22 protein-coding genes are annotated in these 26933 nt (G+C 64.9%); 14 read left to right on the plus strand and 8 right to left on the minus strand.

Annotated features, from left to right (window positions below):
- The first annotated feature begins 53 nt into the window (after window positions 1-53).
- The 5 genes from QO034_RS15635 to QO034_RS15655 all read left to right on the plus strand — a co-directional run bounded on the left by QO034_RS15635 (window position 54) and on the right by QO034_RS15655 (window position 3964).
- On the plus strand, window positions 54-263 hold the full coding sequence (locus QO034_RS15635; RefSeq protein ID WP_284486467.1) for a hypothetical protein: 210 nt from the start codon (window positions 54-56) through the stop codon (window positions 261-263).
- Between the two features lie 209 nt (window positions 264-472).
- Window positions 473-1342 (plus strand): sulfotransferase, encoded by an 870-nt coding sequence (locus QO034_RS15640; RefSeq protein WP_284486468.1) that lies wholly within the window; start codon window positions 473-475, stop codon window positions 1340-1342.
- 35 nt (window positions 1343-1377) lie between these two features.
- Window positions 1378-2199, plus strand: a complete 822-nt coding sequence (locus QO034_RS15645) for a sulfotransferase family protein (protein ID WP_284486469.1) — start codon at window positions 1378-1380, stop codon at window positions 2197-2199.
- A gap of 58 nt (window positions 2200-2257) precedes the next feature.
- On the plus strand, window positions 2258-3328 hold the full coding sequence (locus tag QO034_RS15650; protein WP_284486470.1) for a sulfotransferase family 2 domain-containing protein: 1071 nt from the start codon (window positions 2258-2260) through the stop codon (window positions 3326-3328).
- 72 nt (window positions 3329-3400) lie between these two features.
- Window positions 3401-3964, plus strand: coding sequence for a hypothetical protein (locus QO034_RS15655; protein WP_284486471.1), 564 nt, complete (start codon window positions 3401-3403; stop codon window positions 3962-3964).
- 24 nt (window positions 3965-3988) lie between these two features.
- Here the strand turns inward: QO034_RS15655 and QO034_RS15660 are convergent, their stop codons facing one another.
- A complete protein-coding gene (locus QO034_RS15660) occupies window positions 3989-4771 on the minus strand; it encodes a hypothetical protein (RefSeq protein WP_284486472.1) in 783 nt (260 codons plus the stop codon).
- Window positions 4772-5034: 263 nt separating this feature from the next.
- Here QO034_RS15660 and QO034_RS15665 point away from each other — a divergent pair, with 263 nt between their 5' ends.
- The 3 genes from QO034_RS15665 to QO034_RS15675 are packed head-to-tail and all read left to right on the plus strand — an operon-like array spanning window position 5035 to window position 8704.
- Entirely contained in the window at window positions 5035-6753 is a 1719-nt protein-coding gene (locus tag QO034_RS15665) for a glycosyltransferase (protein ID WP_284486473.1), read from the plus strand.
- Window positions 6750-7664 (plus strand): glycosyltransferase family 2 protein, encoded by a 915-nt coding sequence (locus QO034_RS15670; protein ID WP_284486474.1) that lies wholly within the window; start codon window positions 6750-6752, stop codon window positions 7662-7664. The genes QO034_RS15665 and QO034_RS15670 overlap by 4 nt, the downstream gene beginning before the upstream one ends.
- Before the next feature lie 59 nt (window positions 7665-7723).
- Window positions 7724-8704 (plus strand): hypothetical protein, encoded by a 981-nt coding sequence (locus QO034_RS15675; RefSeq protein ID WP_284486475.1) that lies wholly within the window; start codon window positions 7724-7726, stop codon window positions 8702-8704.
- Between the two features lie 32 nt (window positions 8705-8736).
- On the opposite strand, the gene QO034_RS15680 is transcribed toward QO034_RS15675, so the two are convergent.
- From QO034_RS15680 to QO034_RS15700, 5 genes are all read right to left on the minus strand, one after another.
- Complete coding sequence (locus tag QO034_RS15680; RefSeq protein ID WP_284486476.1) at window positions 8737-9411, minus strand: sulfotransferase; 675 nt, start codon at window positions 9409-9411, stop codon at window positions 8737-8739.
- A gap of 27 nt (window positions 9412-9438) precedes the next feature.
- Window positions 9439-10035: a hypothetical protein gene (locus tag QO034_RS15685; protein ID WP_284486477.1), complete on the minus strand. Its 597-nt coding sequence runs from the start codon at window positions 10033-10035 to the stop codon at window positions 9439-9441.
- A 26-nt stretch (window positions 10036-10061) separates the two neighbouring features.
- Window positions 10062-12569 carry a glycosyltransferase gene (locus tag QO034_RS15690; protein ID WP_284486478.1) on the minus strand — a complete coding sequence of 836 codons (2508 nt, stop codon included), beginning with the start codon at window positions 12567-12569 and terminating at the stop codon, window positions 10062-10064.
- Complete coding sequence (locus QO034_RS15695) at window positions 12569-13573, minus strand: glycosyltransferase (RefSeq protein WP_284486479.1); 1005 nt, start codon at window positions 13571-13573, stop codon at window positions 12569-12571. The genes QO034_RS15690 and QO034_RS15695 overlap by 1 nt, the downstream gene beginning before the upstream one ends.
- Before the next feature lie 439 nt (window positions 13574-14012).
- Entirely contained in the window at window positions 14013-16691 is a 2679-nt protein-coding gene (locus QO034_RS15700) for a calcium-binding protein (protein ID WP_284486480.1), read from the minus strand.
- Between the two features lie 217 nt (window positions 16692-16908).
- Here QO034_RS15700 and QO034_RS15705 point away from each other — a divergent pair, with 217 nt between their 5' ends.
- Complete coding sequence (locus tag QO034_RS15705; protein ID WP_284486481.1) at window positions 16909-18081, plus strand: DUF2793 domain-containing protein; 1173 nt, start codon at window positions 16909-16911, stop codon at window positions 18079-18081.
- Window positions 18082-18150: 69 nt separating this feature from the next.
- Here the strand turns inward: QO034_RS15705 and QO034_RS15710 are convergent, their stop codons facing one another.
- Window positions 18151-19167 (minus strand): replication initiator protein A, encoded by a 1017-nt coding sequence (locus QO034_RS15710; protein WP_284486511.1) that lies wholly within the window; start codon window positions 19165-19167, stop codon window positions 18151-18153.
- Window positions 19168-19576: 409 nt separating this feature from the next.
- Here QO034_RS15710 and QO034_RS15715 point away from each other — a divergent pair, with 409 nt between their 5' ends.
- The 3 genes from QO034_RS15715 (at window position 19577) to QO034_RS15725 (ending at window position 23379) form a co-directional block, all read left to right on the plus strand.
- Window positions 19577-20983: an AAA family ATPase gene (locus tag QO034_RS15715; protein WP_284486482.1), complete on the plus strand. Its 1407-nt coding sequence runs from the start codon at window positions 19577-19579 to the stop codon at window positions 20981-20983.
- 16 nt (window positions 20984-20999) lie between these two features.
- Complete coding sequence (locus QO034_RS15720; RefSeq protein WP_284486483.1) at window positions 21000-22094, plus strand: ParB N-terminal domain-containing protein; 1095 nt, start codon at window positions 21000-21002, stop codon at window positions 22092-22094.
- Between the two features lie 193 nt (window positions 22095-22287).
- Window positions 22288-23379 carry a glycosyltransferase gene (locus QO034_RS15725; protein ID WP_284486484.1) on the plus strand — a complete coding sequence of 364 codons (1092 nt, stop codon included), beginning with the start codon at window positions 22288-22290 and terminating at the stop codon, window positions 23377-23379.
- On the opposite strand, the gene QO034_RS15730 is transcribed toward QO034_RS15725, so the two are convergent.
- Window positions 23309-24160: an ABC transporter permease gene (locus QO034_RS15730; protein ID WP_407696775.1), complete on the minus strand. Its 852-nt coding sequence runs from the start codon at window positions 24158-24160 to the stop codon at window positions 23309-23311. The genes QO034_RS15725 and QO034_RS15730 overlap by 71 nt on opposite strands.
- Before the next feature lie 88 nt (window positions 24161-24248).
- On the opposite strand from QO034_RS15730, the gene QO034_RS15735 reads away from it, so the two are divergent.
- Together QO034_RS15735 and QO034_RS15740 are read left to right on the plus strand one after the other, a co-directional pair.
- On the plus strand, window positions 24249-25670 hold the full coding sequence (locus QO034_RS15735; protein WP_284486485.1) for a sugar transporter: 1422 nt from the start codon (window positions 24249-24251) through the stop codon (window positions 25668-25670).
- A 355-nt stretch (window positions 25671-26025) separates the two neighbouring features.
- On the plus strand, window positions 26026-26679 hold the full coding sequence (locus QO034_RS15740; protein ID WP_284486486.1) for an ABC transporter ATP-binding protein: 654 nt from the start codon (window positions 26026-26028) through the stop codon (window positions 26677-26679).
- The last annotated feature ends 254 nt before the right edge of the window (window positions 26680-26933 follow it).

Genomic DNA, 26933 nt, shown 5'->3' on the forward strand with positions numbered 1-26933 from the left:
TTTACCGGATCGAGGTTTCCTGTGAACATCATAGCCAACAGAGGTTCGATACCATGAAAAAGACACTCGCAGCGCTGGCGCTCGGCACGATGGCCCTGTCCGCCCCGATCCTTGCCCAGGCTCAGGATCTGCCTCCGACCCTTGAGGGCACCGGCCTGACACCGGAAGTCGCGGGCGGCCTTGTCGCCGCAACGATCTTCCTCGGCGTGATCATCTCCGACGACGACGACGATACCACGGCAACCACGACCACGACCAACTAGACGGCCGTCGGGTTCCGAACGCAGAGCAGGCCTTTCGGGGCCTGTTTTTTTGTGCGGGGCGGCCTTTTCCATCCTTCCCCTGTCCCTGAATCGTCCTGCCCGCGCGACCAGCGGCGGTTTCGATTTGAACAAACCGGACTCAGCGGATATGCCCGATTTCCAGAGGCGCAGCCGAAAGGCCCCCCCGGAGACCGAAAGGAGACCGATCCATGACCGAGTCGCCCATGTGCGTCATCGGAATCGGCGCCCAGAAGGCGGGCACGACCACGGTGGCGCGGGAACTGAAGCGGCATCCCGATTTCGCTTTTTCGGCCATCAAGGAACTGCATTACTTCGACGGGAAATATTTTCCCAAGCATGACTTCTATCTGAGCAAACGCTTTGCGCGGCGGCTGAAGGAGATCTCTGCCCGTCCCCGCCCCGATGAGGCCGGAAATCCGCAGGCCTACCGGAACCTGATGCACCGTCTTGAAACGCTCAGGCTCCGGGTGGATCTGGGAGAGGGAAAACTGTCCTATACGGAACGGTTTGCAAGGGAATTCGACCTGTCGGGGGTCCGGTGCTTCGGAGAGATCACGCCCGCCTATGCCTTGGTCCCCAAAATCGGGTTCGAAGAGATGCGGGACATGTATCCAAACACGAAACTGCTGTTCATCATGCGCGACCCCTTCGGGCGGGCGCTGTCTCACGCAAGGCACGAAGTGACGCGGGGGCGGTTCAGCAAGGAAGAGATCACTCCGGACTTCTTTCTGCGCGACGCGGTCATCAACAGGTCGCAATACGCGGAGACGATCGAAAGACTGTCCGGTGTATTCGATCCGAAAGACGTGTTCTACGGGTTCTTCGAGGATCTCATCGGCGACATGCCGGGGTTCTTCCGCGGGCTCTATGGCTTTCTGGGGCTCGAATACCGGGCGCCCGACTTCTCGCGTCACGAGAATGCCAGCGAGAAGATCGACTTCGACGTGCCGGAGCGGGAATTGTTCGACAGGCTGCGCCCGACATATGATTTCGTCTCGCGCAACTGGCCCGACACGATGCCGGATCGTTGGCGCGGGACGATGGAGAAATTTGCCTGACGGCCTCTGCCGCGGCTGCTCTTTGAGAAATGGACATGCAAGGACCAAGCTTCATCTGTCCCGGCGCCCAGAAATCCGGAACCACCTGGCTGCAGGCACAGTTGCGGCGGCATCCGCAATTCTGGATGCCGCCGCAGAAGGAGGTCGATTATCTTGCGGAATACCCGACAAGCCGCGAGAAATACGCGGCCCGTCTGCCCAACGTGCTCAAGCGGTTTCCCGACAACAAGAACGGCGCGGCCCGCGCGGACTGGTGGCGCCTGTTCACCTCGGACTGGTCGCTGGACAAGTACACGCGCCTGTTCGAGCCCGCGGGTGACAGGCTCAGCGGTGACGTCTCGCCGAACTATAGCCGGCTCACCACGGAGGAGGTGGCCCGCGCGGCGCGGCTGGTGCCGGACGCCCGCGTGGTCATCCTGCTGCGCGATCCGGTCAGCCGGTCATGGTCATATGCCCGCCATATGGTGACGCGCGGCCCCAAGAAGGACCTGCCCCCGCAGCGACGCGCCGCCGCGATGGAAAAATTCGCCCTGTCCGAACGCTGCTACGAGCACAGCAACTATGTCCGGATCCTGTCGGACTGGCAGGCCGCCTTTGGCAGGGACCGCGTGCATGTCGCCTATTATGACGACCTCCAGGCCCGGCCGGTCGCCATGCTGAACGGCATCCTGGCCTTCCTGGGCGCCGACCCGGTGCCGCAAGAACAGCAGGAGATGCTGAACAAGGCCGTCAACGTGGGCGAACATGTCGATTGCCCCGAAGATCTCCTGCGCCGCCTGACCGAGGTCTTCGCGCCGATGCTGGCCAATCTGGATGCCTTGCTGCCGGCCGGGGAACGGCCCGGTTGGGCCGCATGATCCTGGCCGGGGCGCGCGGCCCCCTGTGCCGGTCCCGGACGGCGGGCTGCGGGCCGGCATGATGGACAAGACGGCGCGGCAAGACATGAAACAGGCCCTGCAGGACCGGATGCCGCTCCGGCAGGTCAACGAGGCGCTGCTGATTTCCCTGCGCAACAGGTTCATGTTCGCCCGTGTGCCCAAGGTCGCCAACAGCAGCCTCAAGCACCTGATCTACAACATGGAAAAGATGCCCTGGTCGGATCCGATCCGGGAGGACATGGTCCATGACAGCAATTACGGCCCTGTCCTGCGCCCCGCCCTGCTGGGGTATGAATCGCCCATTCTGCACCGGGCCCTGTTTTCCGACCGGTTCTTTCGCTTCACCTTTGTGCGCAATCCCTATGCAAGGGCGCTGTCGGGATATCTGGATCGCTACAGGGACAAGGGCAGCGTCATATGGCGCGCGGTAAACGATACCGCGGTCAGACAGGGCTGGCTGACCGTGCCCGACGGGGAAGACCTGTTCTCCAGGGATGTCCTGCAGCGCTATCTGGCGGAACATCCCACGCTTCGGGGCACGGTACAGGACATCGCCAATGCAAACGGCTGGTTTCCGGATCCTGACGACGATCTGGATTTTTCCAGCCATCTTCTCAAGGCGCTGTCCGCCTATGTGAACGGCCATACCGCCGAAACCACGCGCATGGCGCAGATCGTGAACCGGATCGCCGTCCAGAACGGCTGGCTGGCGTCGCTGGAGGCCGAAGTCGACTTTTCCACCTATCTGCGGGCCATCGCGGAAATAGATCCGCGCGGAATGGATGTTCATGTCTCTCCGCAAACCGTCCAGACCTTGAGCGACCTGGTGCCCTACGATCATGTCGGGGCGTTCGAGACGCTGGCCGAGGACGTGGCGATCATCGGCAGGCGCATCTGGGGCAGGGAGGATGCGGCGCTGGGGTTCCAGAGCCCGAGCCGCACAGATGCCGGTTCCCGGTTGCAGGAGATCTATACGGATGCCGATATCACGCTGATCAACCGGATCTATGAAAAGGATTTCACCACATTCGGCTACCGGATGGTCGACAAGGTTGCTGATTTTTCAGATGGTAGCGCGGTCTTGCGGGTGCTGCGGGCGGACACCTGAGACAGCACCGGTCATATCGGAAACAACAGAAAAGGGTGCCCAATGCTGGCCTCGGTTGATCATAAGTTTGTCATGTTGCTGCAACCCAAAAGCGGCACCACCGCGCTTGAGGCCGCCCTGCGCAATCATGCCCAATTCCAGGTTGGCGGCACCCCGCGCTGGAAGCACCTGAACTATTGCGAGTTCAAGGAGATCTTCGGCGATTATTTCGAACGCCAGGGCTGTGAGATATTCGGCGTCATGCGGGATCCCATCGATACCATGATAAGCTGGTATCGTTTCCGCGCGCGGGATGAATTGCTCGAGACCCGCCCGCAGATGAGTACCAAAGACCGGACGTTTGACGAATTCGTGACCGGATGGTCGGAAAAGAAGGGGCCGGCCTTTTCCCACTACAGGCGCCCCAGCGAATTCTACCGTGCCGCGGATGGCAGCGTCGCGCCGATTACCTATTACCGCTATGAATCACTGCCGGCTCTCGTGGACGTGCTGTCTGAAAAGATTGGCAAGACCCTCAAACTGCCGGTCAAGAACCAATCGCCGCCGATGGAGATCGAGTATGACTGGGACCGGCTGCGCGCGATACCCAAGATGCAGGCGGAATACGATTTCTACAACGCGCTGCCCTTGCGCTGATCCGGGGTCAAGACAAGGGAAAGCCTAGTCCAGCATCCACCTGAATTCGGTCCCGATCAGCGCCCGCCGGACCAGGTCGTAATTCTCGATCACCTGTTCCATGTCGGTCGGCGCCTGTTTGACGAAGGCCGGCGCCCGGTTGGCGAAGGGCTCCACGCCGAAAAGGTCGGCCAGCTTGCCGGCAATGGCCTTGTCCAGCTGGCCCTCGCTGTCGAAGGCCTCGTCATAGTCGAAGGCGACCAGGTGCGGGTAGTTCCGGGTCCAGCGGGTGATCAGATCGGTTTCCCGCGCGCTGGACACGATGTAGTTGGACAGTTGCCGGATGTTCAGGACCGTCGATGTGACCTTGATCTGGCTTTCTTCGCGGGCATGCCAGACCTTGTTGGCTTCGGCCAGGCGGCCGGAGACAAAGGAATGCAGGGCGTTGCGCCGGGTCAGGTGGAGGATCGGCCGCTTGCTCGCGATGGCTTCCTCGATGCTGCGCGGGCGGGCCACCAGACCGCGCCATCCGCCGTCCAGATGGTGGGCGCTGCGGTACTTGATGTCCACGATCAGGGTCTGGTCGGGGAACTGCCCCGACAGGCTGTCGAGGAAGTCCAGATACACCTGGTACCGGTTGTCCGGCAGCGCCGCATCGGGATCGGAGGCGACGCGGTCGCGAAAGAAGGTGAAGAAGTTGGTGGGCTGTCCCAGATTGTCCGGATGGAACACTTCGCCCAGATATTTCAGGCCGGGTTGCTGATCCAGAACCGAGCCGACCGCCCCCGTGCCAGAGCGTTGGCGGGCCAGCAGAATTGCATGTTTCATTGACGTCTTTTGATCCTTGTCCGGCGTGTCTGTGCCTGCATGAACCTGTCTTAATACTCCGTGCGCGGATTGAACAGCACTTGTCGGCCTTACGCCCCGCCTTATGTCCTGGCGGCCGGACCCGGCACGGCGCAAGAGGGCGGCGGGCACAAAGCGATTGCATGTCCGGGGGGTCCATCCTAAACGCTGGACCCAGGCCGGGAGGGGCCGAAAACCGGTAGGAAAGACCTGTTCGCAAGGGTAGACAGTCGAAGGAATAGATCATGGCCACCGCCGTTCCCTCCGCCCTGAAACCGTCCCGGACAAAGCCTGCCGCGCAGGACAGGCCCCTGTCCCCGCAGGAGCGATATTTCCTGCAACAGGCCGAAGCGATCCACAGGGTCTATGCGCCTGTCTATCCCGATCGCCGGATCCACATCATCCTGAAGGCGCTCGACCGGCCGCAGGGCGATCCGGATTCGATCGTCGTGCAGCCCGGCACGCCGGACCTGTCGATGATCGACGCATCCTACCTGGGCACGGTGCAGTTCGGAAACGACGGCGCGGATGATGACGCGGCGGCCAGGGCCGGAACCGGGACCGCCCCGGATGCGGAGCGCGACGTCACCATCGTCGCCGGCATTCCCCGCCAGGTGCGCCCCGGCGACATGGACAGCGGCAAGACCGCGCCGGATTTCCGGCACCGGGCGGTGCTGGGGTCGCTTCTGTGGCGGGCGCCAGTGCTGTTTGAGCAGGGCAAGTATCATTATGAAATGCGCCAGAAGGCGCAATGCGCGCAGAAGCATTCCTTCAGCCCGATCCCGCGCGCCACATCGCGGCCCCTTGGCCGGCTGGAAACGAAAACCCGCGACACCGGCAAACCCCCCGCCATCCTGATCGGGTTTCACTGGCTGGAGATGGGCGGGGCCGAAAAGCTGGCGTTTGACTGCGTGAAATGGGCGCGCGCCGCCGGGTTCCGGGTGCTGGTCGTCGCCGAACGGGCGGACATCCATCGCCACGCATCGAAACTGCCGCAGGACGCGGATGTCGAATTCATCCGCGCCGACGCCTATCTGCATCCGGGCAACTGGTTCGCCTTTCTCGAACAGCTGGTCCTGAGCGAGAACATCCGCGCCATCCACATCCACCACAATGTCCGGCTCTATGACAACCTTCTGCGGCTGAAGGCGGCCTTTCCCGATCTCGTCATGATCGACAGCACCCATATCGTCGAATACGAGAACGGCGGCTTTCCCCGCACCTCGGGGGTCTGGACCAATTACATCGACCATCACCATGTCATCAGCCGCGACCTGGTGTCCTTTTACCTCGACCGGTTCGGCGTTTCCGAAAAGGTCCTTCTGGGCCGGATGCTGGACCCGGTGGATCCGGCCGCGCCCGAACCGACGCCGGCATTCCGCCTGAGCGCCGGGCAGAAGAGCTGCCGCATCGCCTTTGTCGGACGCATGGTGCACCAGAAACGCGCGCCGCTGGTGGTCGAGATCGCCCGCAGGCTGCAGATCTGGGCGCGGGCGCAGGGCATCGGGCTGCAGGTCGACATGGTCGGCACCGGCGCCTATCTCGACGTCGTCCGGCACATGATCCGCAAGGCGAACCTATCCGGCACCATCACCCTGCACCCAGCGGATGCCGATGTGCCGGCCCTGCTGGGACAGGCCGACATCCTGGTCCTGCCTTCCAGCAACGAGGGCCTGGCGCTGGTCTGCTACGAGGCCATCGCGAACGGGGCGCTGCCGATTTCCACCGACGTGGGCGGGCAGGACGAACTGGTGCCCGAGAGCCTGCTGGTGGCCCCGCCGCCGCTGGCCTGCGTGAAGGACACGGTAGCGCTGATCCGGCGGCTGATGACCGAACCCGCGTTCCTTGCGGACTGCAAGACGGGCACGGCCGCGGGCTACCGCGCCCTGCGTGCGGACCCGACGGCGCAGGAGGTCCTGACCGCGCTTTACAGCGATATTCTCCGGAAGGCCGACGCGACATGACAACTTCTCCGACTGTCGCCGCCGTCATCGTGACCTACAACCGCGCCGACAAGCTGGCCCGCGTTCTGGACGCGCTGGCCGCGCAGACCCGCCCCGCCGACCGGATCTATGTGGTGGATAACGCCAGCACCGACGGCACCGCGGCGCTGATGGACAGCCGCAAGAGCGACACGGTGCGCCACCTGCGCCTGGCCAAGAACGTCGGCGGGGCGGGCGGGTTCAACGCCGGCGTCAAGGCGGCCTTTGCCGACGGGTTCGACCAGATCTGGATCAGCGACGACGACGCCTATCCCGAACCCGATGCGCTGGAACTGCTGATCGGCGGGCTGGCGCGGTTTCAGGCCGAAACCGGCCACGCGCCGTCCTTTGCCTGTTCCGCGGTGCGCTGGACCGATGGCAGCTGGTGCGAGATGAACACGCCTGCGACGGTCTGGGACTGGCCGCGGTTCTACAGCGACGACATGCGCTATTTCCTGGTGCGGTCCTGCAGCTTCGTATCGGTGCTGGTGCCGCGATGGGCAATCCGCGCCCACGGCTTTCCGATCCGGGACTATTTCATCTGGTATGACGACGCCGAATATACCCAGCGGCTGGCGAAATCCTATCCCGGCATCTTCGTGCCCGACAGCCTGGTGATCCATGACGTGGCGCAGAACCACGGGGTGAATTACGGCATGATCACCGACGACACGCTGTGGAAGTTCCGGTACGGGGCGCGCAACGAAACCTCGTTCCGGCGGCGCGAACAGGGGCTGGCGGGGGTGGCGGCCTTCGTCTACATGGTGCGCGGCCAGATGCGGGACGCCCGGTTGCCCCAACGGCTGCGCCGCCCCATCTACAGGGCGATCTGGGAAGGGCTGCGATTTGCACCCGAGATCGAGATGCCGCGCAATGATACGAAGCCCAGTTGAGTTTTCGTATCTTTATGTATCGAAAATTAACAGGCAACAAAACAAGAGCAGAACAGAAGATGAAAAAACTCTATATTCATGTTGGCGCTCATCGCACCGCGACCACAAACATTCAAGCAACAATGTTTCACAACTGGAAGAATCTTTTGGATTTAGGGTATCTATATCCTTTGGGAGTCCAGCGACATATAGGAGTTTTCAACAATATCTTCAAGGGCAAAGCCTCAGTGCGCGCTGTCTCCATTGATTTATTAAAAAGATCTGAAAATCAAAATAAAACAATTCACTCCATTGTTCTGAGCGATGAAGATATTTGCATGAGGCGTGACCTCTCGCCCCTTAGAGCGTTTAAGGAATTTTTTGATGTAAAAATTGTTTTCGGAATGCGCCGCCAAGATTTGTGGCTCGAAAGTTGGTGGGCGCAAAATGTAAAAGGGCAATGGGACCCCGTATTGTCGCATAGGTCATGGGATGATTTCATCGCAGATCGACGTCGATTTCACTGGATAGACTACAATAAGTATCTCGAACACATAGCAGATGTCTTTGGGAAAGAGAGCATATTGCCGTATGTGTTTGAATCTCGGAAGATGCCCGAGGGACCCGTAGCAGAGTTTTGTCGAAAGCTGGGAATAAAGTCTATCTCCAAATGGAATGCCGCTGGTGGTCGAAATATAAGCCTGACACCTGAGATGTCGGAATTTGTCCGTCATCTACCTTTCGATCAAGCGAGAATGGGTTATCGGCTTAAGTTTATTGAAGCTGCTGAAAAAGTTGACGCAGTTATTCGAGCGGAAGGTAGTTCAAATCTTCTGCTCCAGCATGAGCAGCGGCGAGAAATAATGGATGAGTATGATCCTGGAAATAAAGCCGTCGCAAGAAATTATTTTAATTCGAGCACTCTCTTTGATGAGCCTCTGCCTTCGAAGAGCAGTGCGATTGGCAAACCTTGTCTTCCGATGTCTACAGACGTAGTCATGTCGCGCTTGGTTGCTCCTTTTATATCGGAATTAGTTTCAAAGTTTGACAAAAAACCGTAGGCCAATAGCCTTTTTGTAGATATTGATGACAATCAATGGGTCAGGCGACGCTCCATCACCTGCGCGACGGCAGGCAGGTCCAGCGGTTCTCCCAACTTGTCGAACAGCGGCCGCAGCGAAATCGGATTCTTCACGGTTTCCTCGTGAAAAACATGGTGAGAACAGTTCGGATTCTTCGCCGCGAAATCCGCATAGCGATCATCCAGTTTTCGGATCATGTGCAGAACATCTGCGCGCGGTTCGTCCTTCCACCAGGATGAATTCGCCACGTCCTCGGCGTTGCGCGAATTGAAAACGAAAAACGGGTTGGGAAAATTGCGCCTGTGGAAGTTCAGGAAGGCGGCGAACTCGTCGTTGACCGCCCCGGTCCGGATTTCCTTGAACCCGATCCAGCGGGCATTTTGGGGCGGTTTCAGGACGTTCTGGACGAAGGCCTTCGCCAGCGCCTTTTCGAACCGGCCCGGATCGATCCTGTCCGCATTATGCCAGGGATGATTTGCAGGTTGCTCCTGTTGCCCCCAGTCCCGGAGCGTCTGGCGGGCACTTTGTCCGGCGCGGAACAGACCTTCCAGGGTGTTGTGGTTTTCTCCGGCGATATGCGCCCCCGGGATCGTCTGCAGCAGGCTTTGCAGCAGGGTCGATCCGGAGCGGCCGTAGGTGACGATGAACAACGTGCCCTTCAGATCGGGAAACCGACCAATGTTCATGAAATCCCGGACCTCGTATCTGTGTGTCTAACGGACGGGTCCGACACGGATGCCGGACAGGAACAGGTCGGTCTTGCGCAGGGGCAGGAAGGCGATCAGCAGCGGGTCGGGAAAGCCGTCATGCGGTATCATGTGGGACAGTTGCGGAAAGAACGCCAGCGATTTGCGGCTGACGTCCGGGCCGAACACCGCGGTTTCCGGACGAGTGTCCCAGAACCCCTTGGCCGATCCCGCGCGGGGCATCCGAAGCACCATGTTGATGTTGACCAGCGGGCTCGCCGCCGCCTCGAGGGTCGCAAGCGCCACGCCCGAGCGCACCAGGCCCTCCGCATCCAGTTGCATTTCGATCGACAGCCAGGCCGAGGGACCGGGATCCAGCGACAGGAACATCCCGCGCCGCCCGTCCGCCGCCGTTCCCTGCCGCATCCGCACCCGCGCGCCCTCCTGGAACCCGACCCAGAGTCCCGGGCACAGCGATTCATAGGGCGTGAGACTGTGCGCCGCGGCGGGGCCCGACAGGGAAAACTCCCGGATCCGGAAATCGATGATGCCGGGGTCGCGGGGGTCCGAAGCCGGTTCCGGTGCCGCTGCCGGGTCCGCGCTAGAGGCGTCTTTGTTATCCATTCATATGTCCGCTTCCGTTGTCAGGGTCAGCTCAGCGTCACACGTTCGAACACGAGCTGGGCCATGTGTTCACCCGCATCCTCCGGCAGCCGGCTTATCAGGAACAGCCGCGCGCCCGGTCCGACCCCCTGTATGGACAGGGACAGCGCACCGGTCTGCCCGATGCCCAGCGACGTCCAGTTGCTCATCGGGAACCGGCGGGGATCACCGATGCGGCCCTCCAGAACCGACAGCACCCATTCGTCCTCCAGGCCCTGCGGGATGCAGGCCAGGGCCGCCTCGACCCCGTTGTTTTCGTCGCTGACGTTGCGAATCCGGGCCATGGCCTGCCGGAACCGGCCCTGCGGTACGGGCAGTTCGGCGATGGTGAGCGGGGCGGCGTTCAGCGGGTGCACCAGCAGGCCATCATGCGCGGGCAGAAACTGCACCGGATTCCAGTCATAGGGCGGATGCGCCGGGCGCAGACGCCGGGCCGCCGCGAGCGCGCCGCCCGCGATCACATGGACGTCGGAATGGAAGTCCTCCGACTCTTGGCCGGTGTCGAAGGCCAGCAGCCGCGCGGACAGGCCGGCCCGCAACCCGGCCCGGTCCATGACACCGGCCGTGACCTTGCCGGTGGTGCCCCCGGTCAGGGCCGCGGTGCCGGACAGGTTTGCGGCCAGGCGCGGCAGGATCAGGATTTCTTCGCCGTCGATGGCGCAGTCGCGGAAGAACACGTCGAACCAGAATTTCCCGGCGCGCGGATCGAACAGCCGCCGGGCCAGAAGCGACCGCCGCATCAGCGACGGAATCGGCGCGATCCGGCTTGCGGTCAGCGCATGCGAGGGCATTTCCCCGCCAAAGGCGCGCAGGGTATCCACCTGCCCGGACTCCGCGTCGTCCACGGCGACATGCCCTCCGCAAATGGCCAGGTCCGGATGCCGGTGCATGGCCCGCAGAGCGTCCAGCACAAAGTCCGAATCGATGTCGTAGCCGAACGGGTAGACCATGACGCAATCCCCGCCGAGCGCGGCCAGCCGGTCGCCGAAGGCTTCGGGACATTCTTCGCCTTCGGGGGCCCACATCACCCCCCAGCCGCGCGCGCCGAGCGCCGCGATTTCCGGCGCGTCCGGGGCGAACAGGCCATGCGGCAGCAGCACCACCAGTTCGTCGCGCCCGCCGATGTCCAGCGCGCTTTCCAGGAAGGCCGCGCGCATCAGATGGGTGCGGAAATCGGCGCGATCGGCGATCCCGGTGAACATCACGCTGAGACTGGCGCGGGTCTCGGGACCGGGGCCGGACGCCGCCTGCGCGCGCCGCGCCGGAGACAGCCAGTAGGGCGGATCGGTCGCGACGCTGACCGTGTCCGTGGGCCGCCAGTCCAGCGCCCGTTCCATTGCCGCGACAAGCGCTGCGGCTGTCCCATCGAACAACAGGCAGTTTTCCCCGTCGCGCCAGCGCGGGTTGTCACCAAAGGCGGCACAACGGGCATTGAGCAGCACCGGGCGGCCCAGTTGACCGGCTTCGTAGGCAAAGAGACACAGGCTCTCGAAATCGGACGGCACCACGACGATGGACCTGGCCAGGTAGGCGCTGCGCTCGGATTCGGTCGCATCGGTGATGAACAGGATGCGCTCGCCGAGCGAGGCCGGCACCAGCCGTTGCAGCCAGTCGATATAGGACCGGTCCCAACCATAGGACACCAGCCGGAAGACCCCGGTGTGATCCGGATGCTTTTCCAGGAACCCGATGGCTGCGCGGATGAAGATGTCAGGCCGCTTGAACGGCTGCAGCCGGGAAGAAAAGATGAAATCCCGCGTTTCCGGTGCCGCCGCCTCTGCGGCGGGGCGGGTTTCGGCATCTTCCAGCATGATCGGCGGAAATTCCAGAACGGTGCGGCCCCGCCATCTGTCCTGCAGGCCATAATGCGCGGCATTGGCGTCGATGATCGACTGCACGTGGCCGACGATCAGGTCGGCGTGAGCCAGCAGATGGCGTTCGCTGTCCATCAGGACGCCGCTCCATTGCGACGCCTCGAAGAACCGTTCGGCCCGTGCGATCATGCCCTGGGTGGAATGCAGCCGGGCGGTGATCGCGGTTTCGGCAAAGGCCAGCCCGGCGCGCTTGGCCTCGACGCTGGCCAGCCCCCAGCCGCCGAAATCGGGAAACTCGATGAAATCGAAAGGGGCGTCGCGCTGCTGCTGGATCGCCAGCAGGGCGCGGTAATAGCGGTAGGAAGTCGAGACCAGCAGATCCAGCGACCAGGGCAGGAAGGACGCCCGGTCGAACAGATGCGCCTCGGTGTCGGGCAGCTCGTGCAGCGGGGTGGCGACATGGATCCTGGCCAGCCCGTCCAGCGCCCCGCGCAGGCGGGCCTCGTCCTCTGCGGTGGCGATCAGATCGGGCGGCACCAGAAAATGGATGTCGGCCGGGAATCCCGCCGCCGCGTTGTGGCGCGCGAAATTGTAGAGCATCCGCCCGATGCCGCCCTTGCGCAGCGGGTAGAGTTCGTTGGTGACGAAACAGATCGAGGGCGTGTGCTGGTCCCCAGTCATCACAGCCCCAGGAATTCGCGGTAGCGGTCGCTGGCCAGCGCGTGCCGGCGGTCGAGGTGATCTCGGATCATTCCGGCCATGGCGTCCGGATCCGAGATGCAGGCCCCGACCAGACGTTCGATGTCCGCCGCCAGCAGGGCCGGGGAATCCAGGTTGGTGGTGGTGGTCAGGCCGGTCAGCGGATCCGCCGCGAATTCGGCCAGCCGCAACGGACCGGTCAGGGCCGGGGTGCCGACCGCCATGGCCTCGAGCTGGGTCATCGGCTGGCATTCCGCCAGCGTCGCCAGCAGCACGGCAGCGCTGTCGGCCATTTCCGCGAAGAGATCGTAATCCTTCAGGAAGCCGACATATTTCAGCTTTTTCAGCGGCACCAGGTTTTCTAGGCCATAGGGGATGTTCGTCACCTTGATGCGGTCGACATTGCCCGCCAGTTCGGCGGCGAGCACGTTGGTGAACATGTTCTTGCGCCAGTCCGCCGCCAGCGGCGCATAAAGATCGGTGCTGCCCGAGGCGGGCGGCAGGTCGAACTGCGGCAGGTGGGGGGCGTAGTTCAGGATCAGCCCCTCCCAGATCTCGGGAAAAACCTTGCCGAAATCGGGTTTGACCGAGGCGATCCCGTCCAGCATGCCGTGGCGGACACGGGTGAACATCCGGTCCAGCATCACCATCTCGAAATAGTTGTCGAACTGCGATGTGGTCACGTGGTTGATCGCGAAACAGCCCAGCCCCGGCCCGAACCGGGCCCGCAGGTAGATCAGCACCATATCCGCGTTGTCCGAATAGCCCTGGAACATCACATGCGTGATGCCGAGGCGTTCGATCACATCGCCGATGCTCTTGCGGACCTTGAACTCGTCCTGTTCGGACTCCAGCGCCGATTCCGCCGGGATCAGCAACTTGTGTCCGGGGGCATAGGCCACCGACTGGCGGATGCCGTGCCATTCCTTGTGGGCGATATGAAGAACGGTGTCGAACCCAGGGACCGGATGCATGAAGCGGGTCATCTGACGATCATCAAGCGTGGCTGTCACAACAATTCCCAGGCAAATGGCTTCCGGATCACCTGCTCTATATTTTTTCGATCCCTGGGTTGCAATCGCTTTGGGCCGGACGCGCCTCGGCCGGGCGGAGAAGGTCGGCGCGGGCGTCTGTTTTTTCGGCAAGGCGGGATACCGGGCGAAGATGGCGCATGAATCCGGGGGATCCCTGAACCAGTTTCTTCGGCAAGGTTTTTCTTGCCTCACGCCATTTGCCGATCTTGCGGCGTTCCCCCGATCGCGGAAGAGGGTCGCAGCGCCCCGTTCCACGATCCCATGCAAGCTGCTGGTTTCATACAGAATCCGCGCTTCGTTTGTGAATCCGCCCCCGCCGCGATCATCATCCCAATAATGATGATTATGCTAAATATTAGACAAGACTCGCCCGCAACCACGGCGATCCGGTTCAGAAGAACAGGAAATCGTCAGCCGTCAGATCGCCCGCACTCACTCCGATCAGCGTGATGGATCCGTGTCCCGTATCGATCCGGCCATTCGCCCCCTCGTTGCGGATATCCAGATCCGCAAAATCCAGACCCTCGATGGAAAAGCGGATGCGATCTGCGCCCGGCGCAAAATCGGCAATCGTATCGTTGCCGTGGTTTCGGTCGAACAGGAACTGGTCGTCGCCATCGAGACCCGCCAGAAAGTCGTCGCCGCCGCCGCCGTACAACTGATCGCGGCCGATGCCGCCGAACAACCGGTCGTTGCCGTCAAGACCCGCCAGAAAGTCGTCGCCGCCGCCGCCGTAAAGCTGGTCGTGGCCGATGCCGCCGAACAACCGGTCGTCGCCATCATGACCCGCCAGAAAGTCGTTCCCGCCGCCGCCGTAAAGCTGGTCGTGGCCCGCCTCGCCGCCGAGACGATCGTCGCCGTCATGACCCGCCAGCCAGTCGTCGCCACCACCGCCATAGAGCCGGTCGTGGCCCGCCTCGCCGCCCAGGCGGTCGTTGCCATCGCCGCCGTACAACTGATCGTGGCCGATGCCGCCGAACAACCGGTCGTTGCCGTCAAGGCCCGCCAGAAAGTCGTCGCCCCCGCCGCCGTAAAGCTGGTCATGACCGATGCCGCCGAACAAACGATCATCGCCGTCATGGCCCGCCAGGAAGTCGTTGCCGCCGCCGCCGTAAAGCTGGTCGTGACCCGCCTCGCCGAACAAACGATCATCACCGTCATGACCCGCCAGAAAGTCGTTCCCGCCGCCGCCGTAAAGCTGATCGCGGCCGATGCCCCCGAACAACCGGTCGTTGCCGTCAAGGCCCGCCAGAAAGTCGTCGCCCCCGCCGCCGTAAAGCTGGTCGTGGCCGATGCCGCCGAACATCCGGTCATCGCCGTCATGGCCCGCCAGAAAGTCGTTCCCGCCGCCACCGTAAAGCTGGTCGTGACCCGCCTCGCCGAACAAACGATCATCACCGTCATGACCCGCCAGCCAGTCGTCGCCGCCGCCGCCGTAAAGCTGGTCATTCCCGCCAAAGGCCTGGATCCGGTCATCGCCATCTCCGCCCTGCAACAGATCCGGACCCGGTGTGCCATCCCTGGGCAGCTCCGACCGGTCCGGGAAAACAACTATCCTGTCCGGCGTGAGAAAGCCGTTCGGCCACAGGTCCTGCGCCGTCAGCGGCTTGCCGTCATCGCTTCGGATGTCGATCCGGGTGTTCCCGAAACCGATCGTGGCGCCGGCCGCGGTCGCGGTCAGAACCAGCTGATCGATGCTGCGCAGCATCGGAAACCCGCTCAGGTCCAACCGGTCCGCCCCGGCCTGAAAATCGGTGATCTGCAACACCCCGTCGGTCGGGCCCAGCACGAACAGATCGTTCCCCGCGCCCCCGGTCAGAACGCCGCCTTCGGCGCCCGCGACCAGGATGTCGTCCCCGGCCTGCCCCAGCAGCGTGATCTGGTCGCTCCGGCCGATCAGCAGGTCCCCTGCCCCGGTGCCGGACAGCGGCAGATTGCCGCCCGGCGGAGGCGCCTCGCCTGCCGCGATCACCGCGCCCAGCCCGGCCAGCGACAGGGAAAGCTGCGCGATCCCGGCCTCCCGGCCCGATGTCACGAAGATCTGGATCTCCTGGCCGATCCGGGTGGCGGTGATGCCGGTGACATTCTCCAGTCCCAGCCCGGTGTCCTGGACAAGGGTCTGCATATGCACCAGGCGCCCGTCCGGCAGCAGCGTGAAGAGGCTGATCCCGTCATCCGCCCCGCCGGCCAGCACGAACACATGGCCATCGACCTCGATCACCTCGAGCGCGCTCACCCCATCGAACCGGGTGGCGCGGGTATCCAGGATATGATCGGTCGGAATGAGCTGGCCCGCCGGGGTCAGCTGCATCACGCTGAGCGAATTGCTGCCCGCGGCGGCCAGAACCACCCAGGTCCCGCCATGGGCGGTGACCGTTTTCAATGCGCTCGGCAAGGCCACACCCAGCCCGTCGCCGGCACCGGCCGTGTCGACAGCGGCCAGGGTGCCGGTCTCGGACGACACGCGGAAACTGCGCACCCCCTGCGTGCCCTTGTCGGCGACCAGCAGAAAAGGCTGTGCCCCGGCCTCCGCCATCTCCAGCAGAACCGGCCCATCGGGATCGAGCGTGACGCCCGGCCCCGCGATCGCGGCGCTCAGCCCTCCGGTGCCCGTGGACAGCCAGCAGGCCAGCAGGCCGCTGTCGGCATCCACCGTGTAAAGACCGGTCCTGTCCCCGTTCAGCGGTATCGCGATCAACGCGCTGTGATCCTGCGTGGTCAGCCCCGGCAGATCGATCTTCCCCGATCCGCTCAGGCCGCCATCGTCTTCCAGGCGATACCGGATCAGTTTGCCGTCGCCGACCCCGGACAGGACCAGCTGCCGCTGACCGTCCAGGCTCACGGCATCGAAGGCGCCGACTCCCATGCCCCAGACAGCGTAATGGGCGCTGTCCGCCAGGCGCGCCAGCCCCCCGCCTTCCTGCAGCCGGTAGACGCTGATTCCACCGTCCTGACCGGTTGTCGCATAGAGGAAGGCCCCGGCATCGCCGGTCACGATCTCCAGGTCGCGCAGATCCCTGTCGAGCTGTTCATCGCCGGATCCGATCCGGCCCACCCATTGCACCGCCATAACCGGCCCTCACCCGATACCCGGCGCGATCCTGGCCGCCGGACCCGCCGGTTCCGGGCCGGAATTGCGGCCAAAGCGCGAAAACTGCATCGAATGCGATCGATGCCGGCCCGTCCGATGCGTGAGCAAAAGGTAAACCGCCCGTGCGCGGTGTTAAGGCGGGCGCAATCCCGGATGCGGCAGGGTGCGCCGGTTCCGTTCAGCACAGGAGATCCGGATGCCGGACAATTCGCCGATCCTCGCCCTGCCCTTTCTGATGCCCAGCCAGGCTCAGAAACACGTGACCCACAACGAGGCGCTGCGGCGTCTGGACATCGTGGTGCAGCTGAGCGTGGTCGCCTTCGATGCGACCATCCCGCCGGCAGACCCGGCCGAGGGCGAAGTCCATGCCCTGGGCGCGGCCCCCGTGGCCGCCTGGGCCGGACATGCGGGTGATCTGGCCGCCTGGCTGGACGGAACATGGCATTTCGTGACCCCGCTGGAAGGCTGGCGCGCCTGGAGCAAGGCGGACCGGCAGCTGCGGGTCTGGACCGGGTCGGCCTGGGTGCTGCCGCAGGCGGAACTCGCCCCGCTGACGGAACTGGGGATCCGCACCGCGGCGGATGCGACGAACCGGCTGGCGGTCAGCGCGGACGCGACGCTTCTGACCCATGACGGCGGTGGCCACCAGCTCAAGATCAACAAGGCCGGCGACGGTGAAACCGCCTCCGTCCTGTTCCAGTCTAACTGGGCCGGACATGCCGAAATGGGCCTGGCCGGGGATACGGATTTCGCCATCAAGATCTCGCTCGACGGCGTCTCCTGGACCGAGGCGCTGCGCTTTGACGCCACCACCGGCCTTGCCGAAGGCAGCGCCGTGCAGGCGGCCCCGACCGACGCGCGCACCGGGGCGCTGATGACCGTCGGCGCCTTCGGCCTCGGCGACACGTCCAGCCAGGAGATCACGGATTTCAACGACGCGCTGCGCAACGGCTATTACACGGTTCCCGACCTGTCCTCGGCCCTGAACGCCCCGCCGGGGTTCACCGGGGGGCCGGCCAGCATCCACACGGTCGTCGCGAATAACACCAACAACGTCACCCAGATTGCCTTCAAGCTGAACGGCGGCGGCGAAACCGCGATCCGGCACCAGCGGGCCGGAAGCTGGAAGGACTGGCGGATGATCTACACGCAGCAGTCCCTGCTCGCCCCGGTCTCCCAGTCCGGCGGCACCCCGACCGGCGGGGTGATCGAACGCGGCAGCACGGCCAATGGCGACTATGTGCGCTTCGCCGACGGCACCCAGATCTGCACCAACGCCAACGCCCCGATCACCACGGCCCCGGCCGATTTCAGCGGCCCGATCACCAGGATCGACGGCGACAAGCTGTGGATCGGCACCTGGTTCTGACCCGCCGCCTTCCTCTTGCCATGAACACTCCGGGGGAGTCGTGCGCCAGCACGGCGGGGGCAGAGCCCCCTACCCCGGCCCCGCCCGCTTCCTGATCCAGCCGACAAAGGCCGCGTCCGCGTTGCGCAGGCGCGGCCCGCCGGAACGGACCCAGACCCCGCGCCACTCGGCCTCCAGCGCATGGATGTCGGCCCCCGGCATCATCCCCCGCGCGAGATCCAGCGTATCGGCCTTCAGAACCGGCGGCGGCGCGTCCACCACATGGCCGCGCCAGGCGAACCGGATCAGGTCGCCCTGCTCCTCGGCCATGTCGTAATCCGGCAGGTGACCCGCCGCGATCATGGCGCGCAGCATGGCGCGGAACACCCGGCGCGGGCTGGCGCTGCCGGATTTCTTCAGAAGCGTGTCCACCGAGACGGTCCAGAAGGCCTGGCGTCCGCAATGTTTGCGCGCCAGTTCGTAGATCCGCCGCTCCAGCGGTTTCCTGAGCCGGAAATAGTCGCGGCTCAGGGTCAGCACCGACTTGCTCAGCACCGCGCGGTAAAGCCAGTCCGACAGGGTCACGCTGACGCTGACCATCCGCCCGCCCCGCGTCTTCCTGACGATCTCCCAGCTTTCGATCATCCCGAAGCCGCTGGTGGTCTCCATCTCCCCGGTGACGATATTGGTGGTGATCCGGGTTCCCGCCAGCCGTTCGAAGGCTTCGCGCAGCCGCCGGTAGGCATCGCCGCTGGTTTCCCGGTTGGTCGCCACCAGGAGATCATGCGCCTTCAGCTGCACCGTCCGGCTGACCGCCCGCCCCGCGTTCAGCGCCGCCATCAGCTGGCTGATGCAGAAGATCAGGATATCCTTGTCGTGGATCGTCGCCAGCCCCCGGACCGACGGGGTCACGGTGATCTGCGCGCCGTTATGCGCATAGCTCAGGATCCGCCGGTCCGGCCGCGTCGCCAGCGAGAACAGCGGATGCTCCATCGACGCCAGATCGTCCTTGGGGATTGCATCGAAGATATCGCAGAGAAAAAAATCGCCCTGCCGGGTCCGGTCCGGCAACAGGCTTCCGCCGCCGCCGACTTCCGCCTGCCCCATTCCGCCCGCTGCCCTGACCATGGTCGGTATCCGACTCGTTTATCGTGGTTTCGCTGACACCCACCCTAGAGTTGTCCACAGCCCCGGACAACCGCCCGCAACGGGGGTTCGGAATCGCTTCGACGTGGCTTCGGAGTCGTTCTATCGGGGGTTCGGAATCGCCCGGCTCTCCCGAAACGCGATAAAGCTGTTTGTTTTCAGGACTCTTCATGCATGGAAGAAACCCCTTAACTATAAATAACAGGATTCTAACACTCAAAAAAAATCGCGCCGCGCTCCGGAATGGGCTAGAACACCGGCATCAAACGCAGGATTTGCTTGGGAAATCCGCTGTTTGTGATGGTTTTCCTTTCATGTGCGCCGATTTGTGGTATCTTGCCGAAAACACGTTACATCGAGCGGCGCAGCCATGGCAAAAGACGGCACACGGTCCCCCGGCGGACCCACGGGACTGCCTCCCTATTTCAACATAGACCCTGATGCCGCGCTGGCCGATCTGGATGCGCCGACGGATACCCGGGGCTTCGCCGCCATCGCTGCCGCCTGTGCGCAGGGTCGGGCCGACCTGGCCAGCCGCGGGCTGGACGATGCCGGGCGCAAGCAGTTGCGGCTGTTTTCCACCTGGGAGATCACCCGCTACCTGATCCCCGTGGCCCAGGCGCATTTCCGGCGGGTGCTGAAACAGAACCCCGGCCTGCCGCAGGGCCGGTCGGAAACCGAGGGCGGCGCGAAATGGTTCACCCTTGACGAGGTGCTGCGCCTGCGGGCGCATTTCGGCGCGCAGGGGTCCAAGGCCAAGAACTACCTGCCCTATCGGCCGAAGGACCTGCCCGCGAAACTCGTCGCCGTGGCCAATTTCAAGGGCGGCGTCGGCAAAACCAGCACCGCCGCGCACCTGGCGATGTCCGCGGCGCTCGACGGCTACCGGGTGCTGGTGGTGGATCTGGACAGCCAGGGGTCCATGACCTCGATCTTCGGCGGCCGGGTGCAGGACGAATGGCAGACCGCCTTTCCGCTGCTGGCGCGGCATTACGGCGCCCATCTGCAAGCGGAAAACCAGCGCCGTCTCGACCGGGGCGAGGCGCCGCAGCCGCTGGACGATGCGCTCTCCGCCGCGATGACCATGACGGCGGCGGATGTGATCCAGAAGACCCACTGGCCCAACATCGACCTGATCGGGGCGCAGCTCAACCTCTACTGGGCAGAGTTCCAGATCCCGGTCTGGCGCATGGCGGCGCGCGGCTGGAAACTGTGGGACGCGCTGACCGACCGGCTCGCGGCCGACGGGGTGCTGGCCGAATACGATCTCGTGTTCATCGACACCCCCCCGGCGCTTGGCTACCTCACCATCAACGGGCTGGCGGCGGCGGATATCCTGCTGGTGCCGCTTGGCGCATCCTTCCTGGAATTCGACAGCACCGGGCGGTTCTTCGACATGCTGCATTCCACCTTCGCCAGCATCGAAGAAGGCGAGAACGTGGCCGCCCGCGCGCTGGGGCGGCCCGAGATGGCCTTTGAATGGGATGCGGTGCGCGCGGTCATCACCCGCTATGACGCCGCACAGCAGGGCGAGCTTTCGGCGCTGATGCAGGCCTATCTGGGGCAGACCCTGTCGCCGCACCGGCAGGATTTCACCGCGCTGATCGGGCAGGCCGGCGAACAGGTGGCGGGCATCTACGAAGCCGATTACCGCGACTTCAACCGCGAGACCTATGCCCGCGGGCGCGAAACCTTCGATGCCACCTATGCCGCGTTCAAGCGGCTGCTGCTGGGCATCTGGCGGCGGGCCGAACGGGACCGCGACGCGACAGCCTGAACAGGGGGATTTCATCATGGCCAAACGCAAGCGACTGACCCCGGCGCAGCCCGGCTACCTGGCGGCGGACTCCCCTGCCCCGGCGGCGGATCCGGCCCGCGCGCCGATCGCGCGGGTCGCCGGCGACGCCAGCGCCAGCGCCGCCCTGTCCGAACTCTCCGACACGCTGCGCAACGCCCGCGCCGAAGGCCGGATGATCGACGTTCTGGCGCTGGATTGCATCGACGAGACCCATCTGGTGCGGGACCGGATGGCGCAGGGGGGCGATGACGACATGGCGGCGCTGATGGCCTCGCTGGAAACCCGCGGCCAGCAGACCCCGATCGAGGTCGTCGCCCTGCCCGCCCCCCGCAATGGCAAGACCCACGGGCTGATCTCGGGCGCCCGCCGGCTGAGCGCGCTGCGGCGCCTGCGCGCGCGCACCGAAGATCCCCGGTTCGCCACCGTCCAGGCGCGGCTGATCGCGCCGCCGGATGCGCAGGCGGCCTATGTGGCGATGGTCGAGGAAAACGAGATCCGCGCCGGGCTCAGCCTCTATGAAAAGGGCCGGATCACCCTGCGCGCGGTGCACGAGGGCGTCTATCCGACGCCGCGCGCCGCCCTGCGCGGGCTTTTCGGATCGGTCAGCCGGTCGCGCCGGTCCAAGATCGGCAGCTTCCTGGAACTGGTGGAGCCCCTGGACGCGGTGCTGCGCTTTCCGGCAATGATCCCCGAAAAGCTGGGGCTGGGGCTGGCGAAGGCGCTGCAGGCGGATCACGCCTTCGCCTCCGGGCTGCGGATGAAACTGCGCTCCGACCCGGCGGCCACCGCCGAAGAGGAACTGGCGGTTCTCAACGCCGCGCTGCGCGACTGGACGCGCGGACAGGCGGCAGGCGGCGCGGCGCCGGTTCCCACCGATGACGCGGCCGGCCGTTCCGCCCCGTCCGGCGCGCCCGGCCCGCGGCCGCGGATCACCGGGCCCGACCCGGAGTCGGTGGCCCGGCGGCTGGAGGAATCCCGCGTGACGGCCCGGTTCGACGCCGCGGCGGGCCGGATCACCCTCAGCGGCGGCGGCGTCGACGCGGCGCTGTTCGCGGCGGTTCAGGACTGGCTGAAATCGCGAAGATCATGACGTATTCCAAATCCGGATTGTTTCGCGTGCGAAACAAATTTCTGCAAGTCATTGAAAACAAACGACCCGAACCGGCGCGAAACATGCCGTTCCGGCGCCACGCCGGGACCGGCGCGCCCCCTTGGCCCCGCGGGGTTCCGCTGCGGGGGATGTTGAGATTTGACAAGGTTCCGGATTTGTGAGTTAGGCCGGCATGGCACAGACAGAAAGCGCGGTCTTGAGCACGCAGCAGAACACCACACGGCCCCCGGCGGCGGCGCAACAGCTCGTCGCGGTGGTCGTCACCCACAACCGGCTGGACCAGCTCAGGATCACGCTGGCGGCGCTTTTCTCCGCCGCCCCGGAGGATCTCTCCGCCGTCCTCGTGGTCGACAATGCCAGCACCGATGGCACCGGCGACTGGCTGGCGGATCAGGCGGAGGCGCGGCTGCAGGTGCTGCGCCTGGCGACCAATACGGGCGGCGCCGGCGGGTTCGAGGCCGGGATGAAACGGGCGATGGCGCAGTTCGCCCCGGACTGGATCGTGGTGATGGACGACGACGCCCGCCCCGATCCGGGCACCCTGCGCGCCTTTCACGCCAGGGACCGCAGCGCCCATGACGCCTGGGCCGCCGCCGTGCGCCACCCGGACGGGCGGATCTGCGACATCAACCGCCCCTCGATCAACCCGTTCTGGAACCGCGCCGCCTTTCTGCGCACCGCCGCCGGCGGCGGGCGCGAAGGTTTTCACCTGATGCCCGCCGATTACGAGGGCGCGGCCCTGCGCGAGGTGGACGCGGCCTCCTTCGTCGGGCTGTTCGTCTCGGCGGCCGCGATCGCGCGGATCGGCTATCCCGACGGGCGGCTTTTCGTCTATGGCGACGACGTGCTCTACACGCTGAAGCTGCGCCAGTCCGGCGGCAGCATCGCCTTCGATCCGGGGCTCAGGTTCGAACACGACTTTTCCACCATCGACGCCGGCGACCGCCGGTTCCGGCCGCTGTGGAAAAGCTATTACCATTACCGCAACCTGCTGATCGTCTACCGGGTGGCGGCGGGATGGCTGTTCTGGCCGGCGCTGATGGCGGTCCTGCCGAAATGGCTGTCCAAGGTGCGCCATCACGACGGCGACCGGGCGCTGTTCCTGCGGCTGCTGCGGCGCGCCATGCGCGACGGGCTGGCCGGCCGCACCGGGGTCGATCACGCCGAGATCCTGGCGCTCGCGGGGATGCCGCTCAGCGGTTCAGGATCTCGCGGTGATAGCGGCCCATCAGCAGCAGCCCCATCGTCAGAAGGATCAGGCTGACGCTCAGCACGTAGAGCGGGCTGACATGGGCGGCGGTATAGGTCGGATAGAACCCGGTGCGCATCAGCCCGACGATATGCACCAGCGGATTGTACCACAGGATGTCCTGCGCTAGCTGCGGCAGGCTTTCGAACAGGTAGATGATGCCCGAGGCCAGGAACAGCGGCCGGGTCAGGATCGACCAGATCACTTCCCACAGCGGATAGAGCCCGCTGAGGGCGCAGTTCAGCACCCCGACCCCCAGTCCGAGCAGCAGCGCGAGACTCATCGCCTCGATGATCGGCGGCAGGTCCAGCATCGTCCGGCTGTCGATCACGGTCAGGATGCCGGCGGTCAGGATCGCCGTGATCAGGATGCCGGTCAGACCGTTCAGCAGGAACCGCGCCAGCACCGCATCGAGCCAGGTGACGGCGGGGTATTTCAGCAGCGGCTTGGAAAACCGGACCGACGCGGCCACCATGTTGGACACGCTCTGGTAGAGATGGAAGGGCAGGTAGCCCGAGGTGTAGAAGAGCAGGAAACTGGTGCCGAGCGCCGGGGTACGCAGCACCAGCGAAAACCCGACGCTGAGAAACAGGATCGCCGCCAGGGGTTCGAGGATGCCCCAGATGTATCCGCCCGGCGTGCGGCCATAGCGGGTCGACATCTCGCGCAGCATCAGCGCCACGATCACCCGCAGCGCGGCAAGGCGCGGGGGGGCTGCGGGCGACAGCGCGGGCGCCGTGCCCGCCGTCTGGCCTCGGGGTGTCTGCGCGGGTCGGGCGGATGGGGGGAGGGGCATGAAAAAGCGGTCTGATGCTGGCGTTTGCAGGCCCGACTATGTAAGGAATCCGGGAAACATTCAAACGGCTTCGGACCGGGATGGGCGCATGAACCAGAAAACCGACGGCGCAGACCCCGCGGCGGGTCCGCAAGGCAAGCCGCAACCTGCCGCCCAGGCCAGGCCGGGTCCGCAAGCCAGGCCGGGCGGTCCGCAGGGTCAGGGGCAGGGACGGGGCCAGGGTCCCGGCGCCGGAAAACCGGCCGGACCGGGGCCGGGGGCGGGCAGGCCCGGAGGAAAACCCGCCGGACAGCCGCCGGGCAGACCGCCGGGGCCGCAAAACCCGGCCGCAAAACCCGGACCGGCCGCCGCCGCGCCGCCGGTGGTGCAGGTGCGCCCGATCGCCGAACCCGCCAGGATGCAGCGGCGGCACTGGGGGCTTCTGGCCAGCTTCGTGCTGCTGGTGCTGGCGCCGCTGGCGGCGGTGATCTTCTATCTCTGGGTCCAGGCGGCGGATCAGTATGCCTCGACCGCGGGCTTCACCGTGCGCAGCCAGGAAAGCGGCGGCTCCAGCGAACTCCTGGGCGGGCTGGCGCAGTTCGCCGGCGGCACCACCGCGTCCGACAGCGACATCCTCTATGAATTCATCCAGAGCCAGGAAATGGTCGAGGTGCTGGACGGCCGGATCGACCTGCGCGGCCATTACGCGCAGAACTGGCCGTCCGACTGGGTGTTCTCGCTCTGGCCCGATGCCTCGCTCGAGGATCTCGTCTGGTTCTGGCACCGGGTGGTGGGGATCTCCTACGATTCCGGCACCGGGCTGATCGAGGTGCAGGTGGTGGCCTTTGACGCGGACACGGCCCAGGCGATCACCCGCGAGATCGTGCGCGAAAGCCAGGACCGGATCAACGCGCTCAACGACCAGGCCCGCGCGGATGCGATGCGCTATGCCCAGGACGACCTGGACATGGCGCTGGAGCGGCTGAAGGAGGCGCGCGAGGCGCTGACCCGGTTCCGCACCCGCACCCGGATCGTCGATCCGGAGGCCGATATCCAGGGCCGCATGGGGGTGATGAACAGCCTGCAGCAGCAGCTCGCCGAGGCGCTGATCGAATACGACCTGCTCCTGGGGACCACCAACGACAACGATCCGCGCCTGACCAAGGCGCTGCAGCGCATCGACGTGATCCGCGACCGGATCCGGATCGAGCGCCAGACCTTCACCAGCGACAGCACCGAAACCGGCGCGGTGGGCGAGGATTACCCGACGCTGATCGCCGAGTTCGAAAGCCTGACGGTGGATCGCGAATATGCCGAGGAAAGCTACCGCGCGGCGCTGACCGCGCTGAGCGTGGCGCGCGACGACGCCGCCCGCCAGAGCCGGTATCTGGCGACCTACATCAAACCGACCCTGGCGAGCGAGGCGGAATATCCGCAACGCCCGGTGCTGGCGGCGCTGGCTGGCCTGTTCCTGCTCCTGACCTGGTCGATCCTGGCGCTGGTCTATTATTCGATCCGCGACCGGAGCTGAGGCACGATGGGGCAGGGGAGACGCGAAGGTGGCGCTGTCTCGGGCACGGCTCGTCCGTTTCGCCCGGCGGCACGCCGGGCGGCGCCCGACCCTCCCCCCGGGAGGGCGCATGGCGATGTCATGTGCAGCCGGACCGGCGTGGATGCTTTGATGCGGCCTCGCCGCTCATCGGGCGGGAGCGCCCACCCAGGGTCGGGCGCTGCCCTTCGCGGCGGGCGGTGGGGCTGGTGCCGGACGAATATGATCCACGGCGGGCCTCTCGGGACCGGGATATCAATCCCGCGGTGGGGCTTTCGGGACATTGCTGTGCAATGCCCTACCGCCCCCGGATCACGGCGATGACAGGGTCATCGCCGTGATCCGTTTCGAGAACCTCACCAAGAGCTTCCGGTTGCGCGGCGAGCGCAAGGTGGTGATCGACAATCTCAACCTGACCCTGCCGACGGGCCGTTCGCTGGCGCTGCTGGGGCGCAACGGGGCGGGGAAATCGACGCTCTTGCAGATGATCGCCGGCACCATGCGCCCGGACAGCGGACGCATCGTCAGCGACGGCACCCTGTCCTGGCCGGTGGGCTTCGGCGGCTCGTTTCACGGCGAGCTCACCGGGGCGCAGAACATCCGCTTCATCGCCCGGATCTATGGTGTCGACACAAGGCAGCTGATGGATTTCGTCGAGGATTTCGCCGAGCTCGGCAAATCCTTCCACATGCCGGTGCGCAGCTATTCCTCGGGCATGCGCTCGCGCCTGACCTTCGGTGCTTCGATGGGCATCCATTTCGACACCTACCTGGTGGACGAGGTCACCGCCGTGGGCGACGCGGTGTTCCGCCGCAAGAGCCGGGCGGTCTTCGTCGACCGGATGAAGTATTCCAGCGCCATCATGGTCAGTCACAGCATGAACCAGCTGCGGGAATTCTGCGATTCCGGGATCGTGCTGGAGAACGGCCAGATGCAGTATTTCGACGACCTGGAAGACGCCATCGCGACCCACCTGGCGATCATGGGGTGAGCGGGCGTCCCGGAAACCGTCCGGGGGACGGTTTCGCCCGCGAACGGGCGGAGCCCCGGCAGGCCGCGTCAGGACCGTTGTTTTTCAATGGCTTGCAGAAATTTGTTTCGCGCGCGAAACAATCTGCTTTCGGAATGTGAAATCGCCGGGCAGGACTCGCGGCGCGCGGAACATCCCGATCGACGGGGCGCGCAATCGACTGCCGGTCTCCGGGGTATGCGACACTGGAAAGAAGACCATGCCCCCCTTCATCT

The sequence above is a fragment of the Sedimentitalea xiamensis genome (assembly GCF_030164465.1).
GTDB lineage: Bacteria > Pseudomonadota > Alphaproteobacteria > Rhodobacterales > Rhodobacteraceae > Sedimentitalea > Sedimentitalea xiamensis.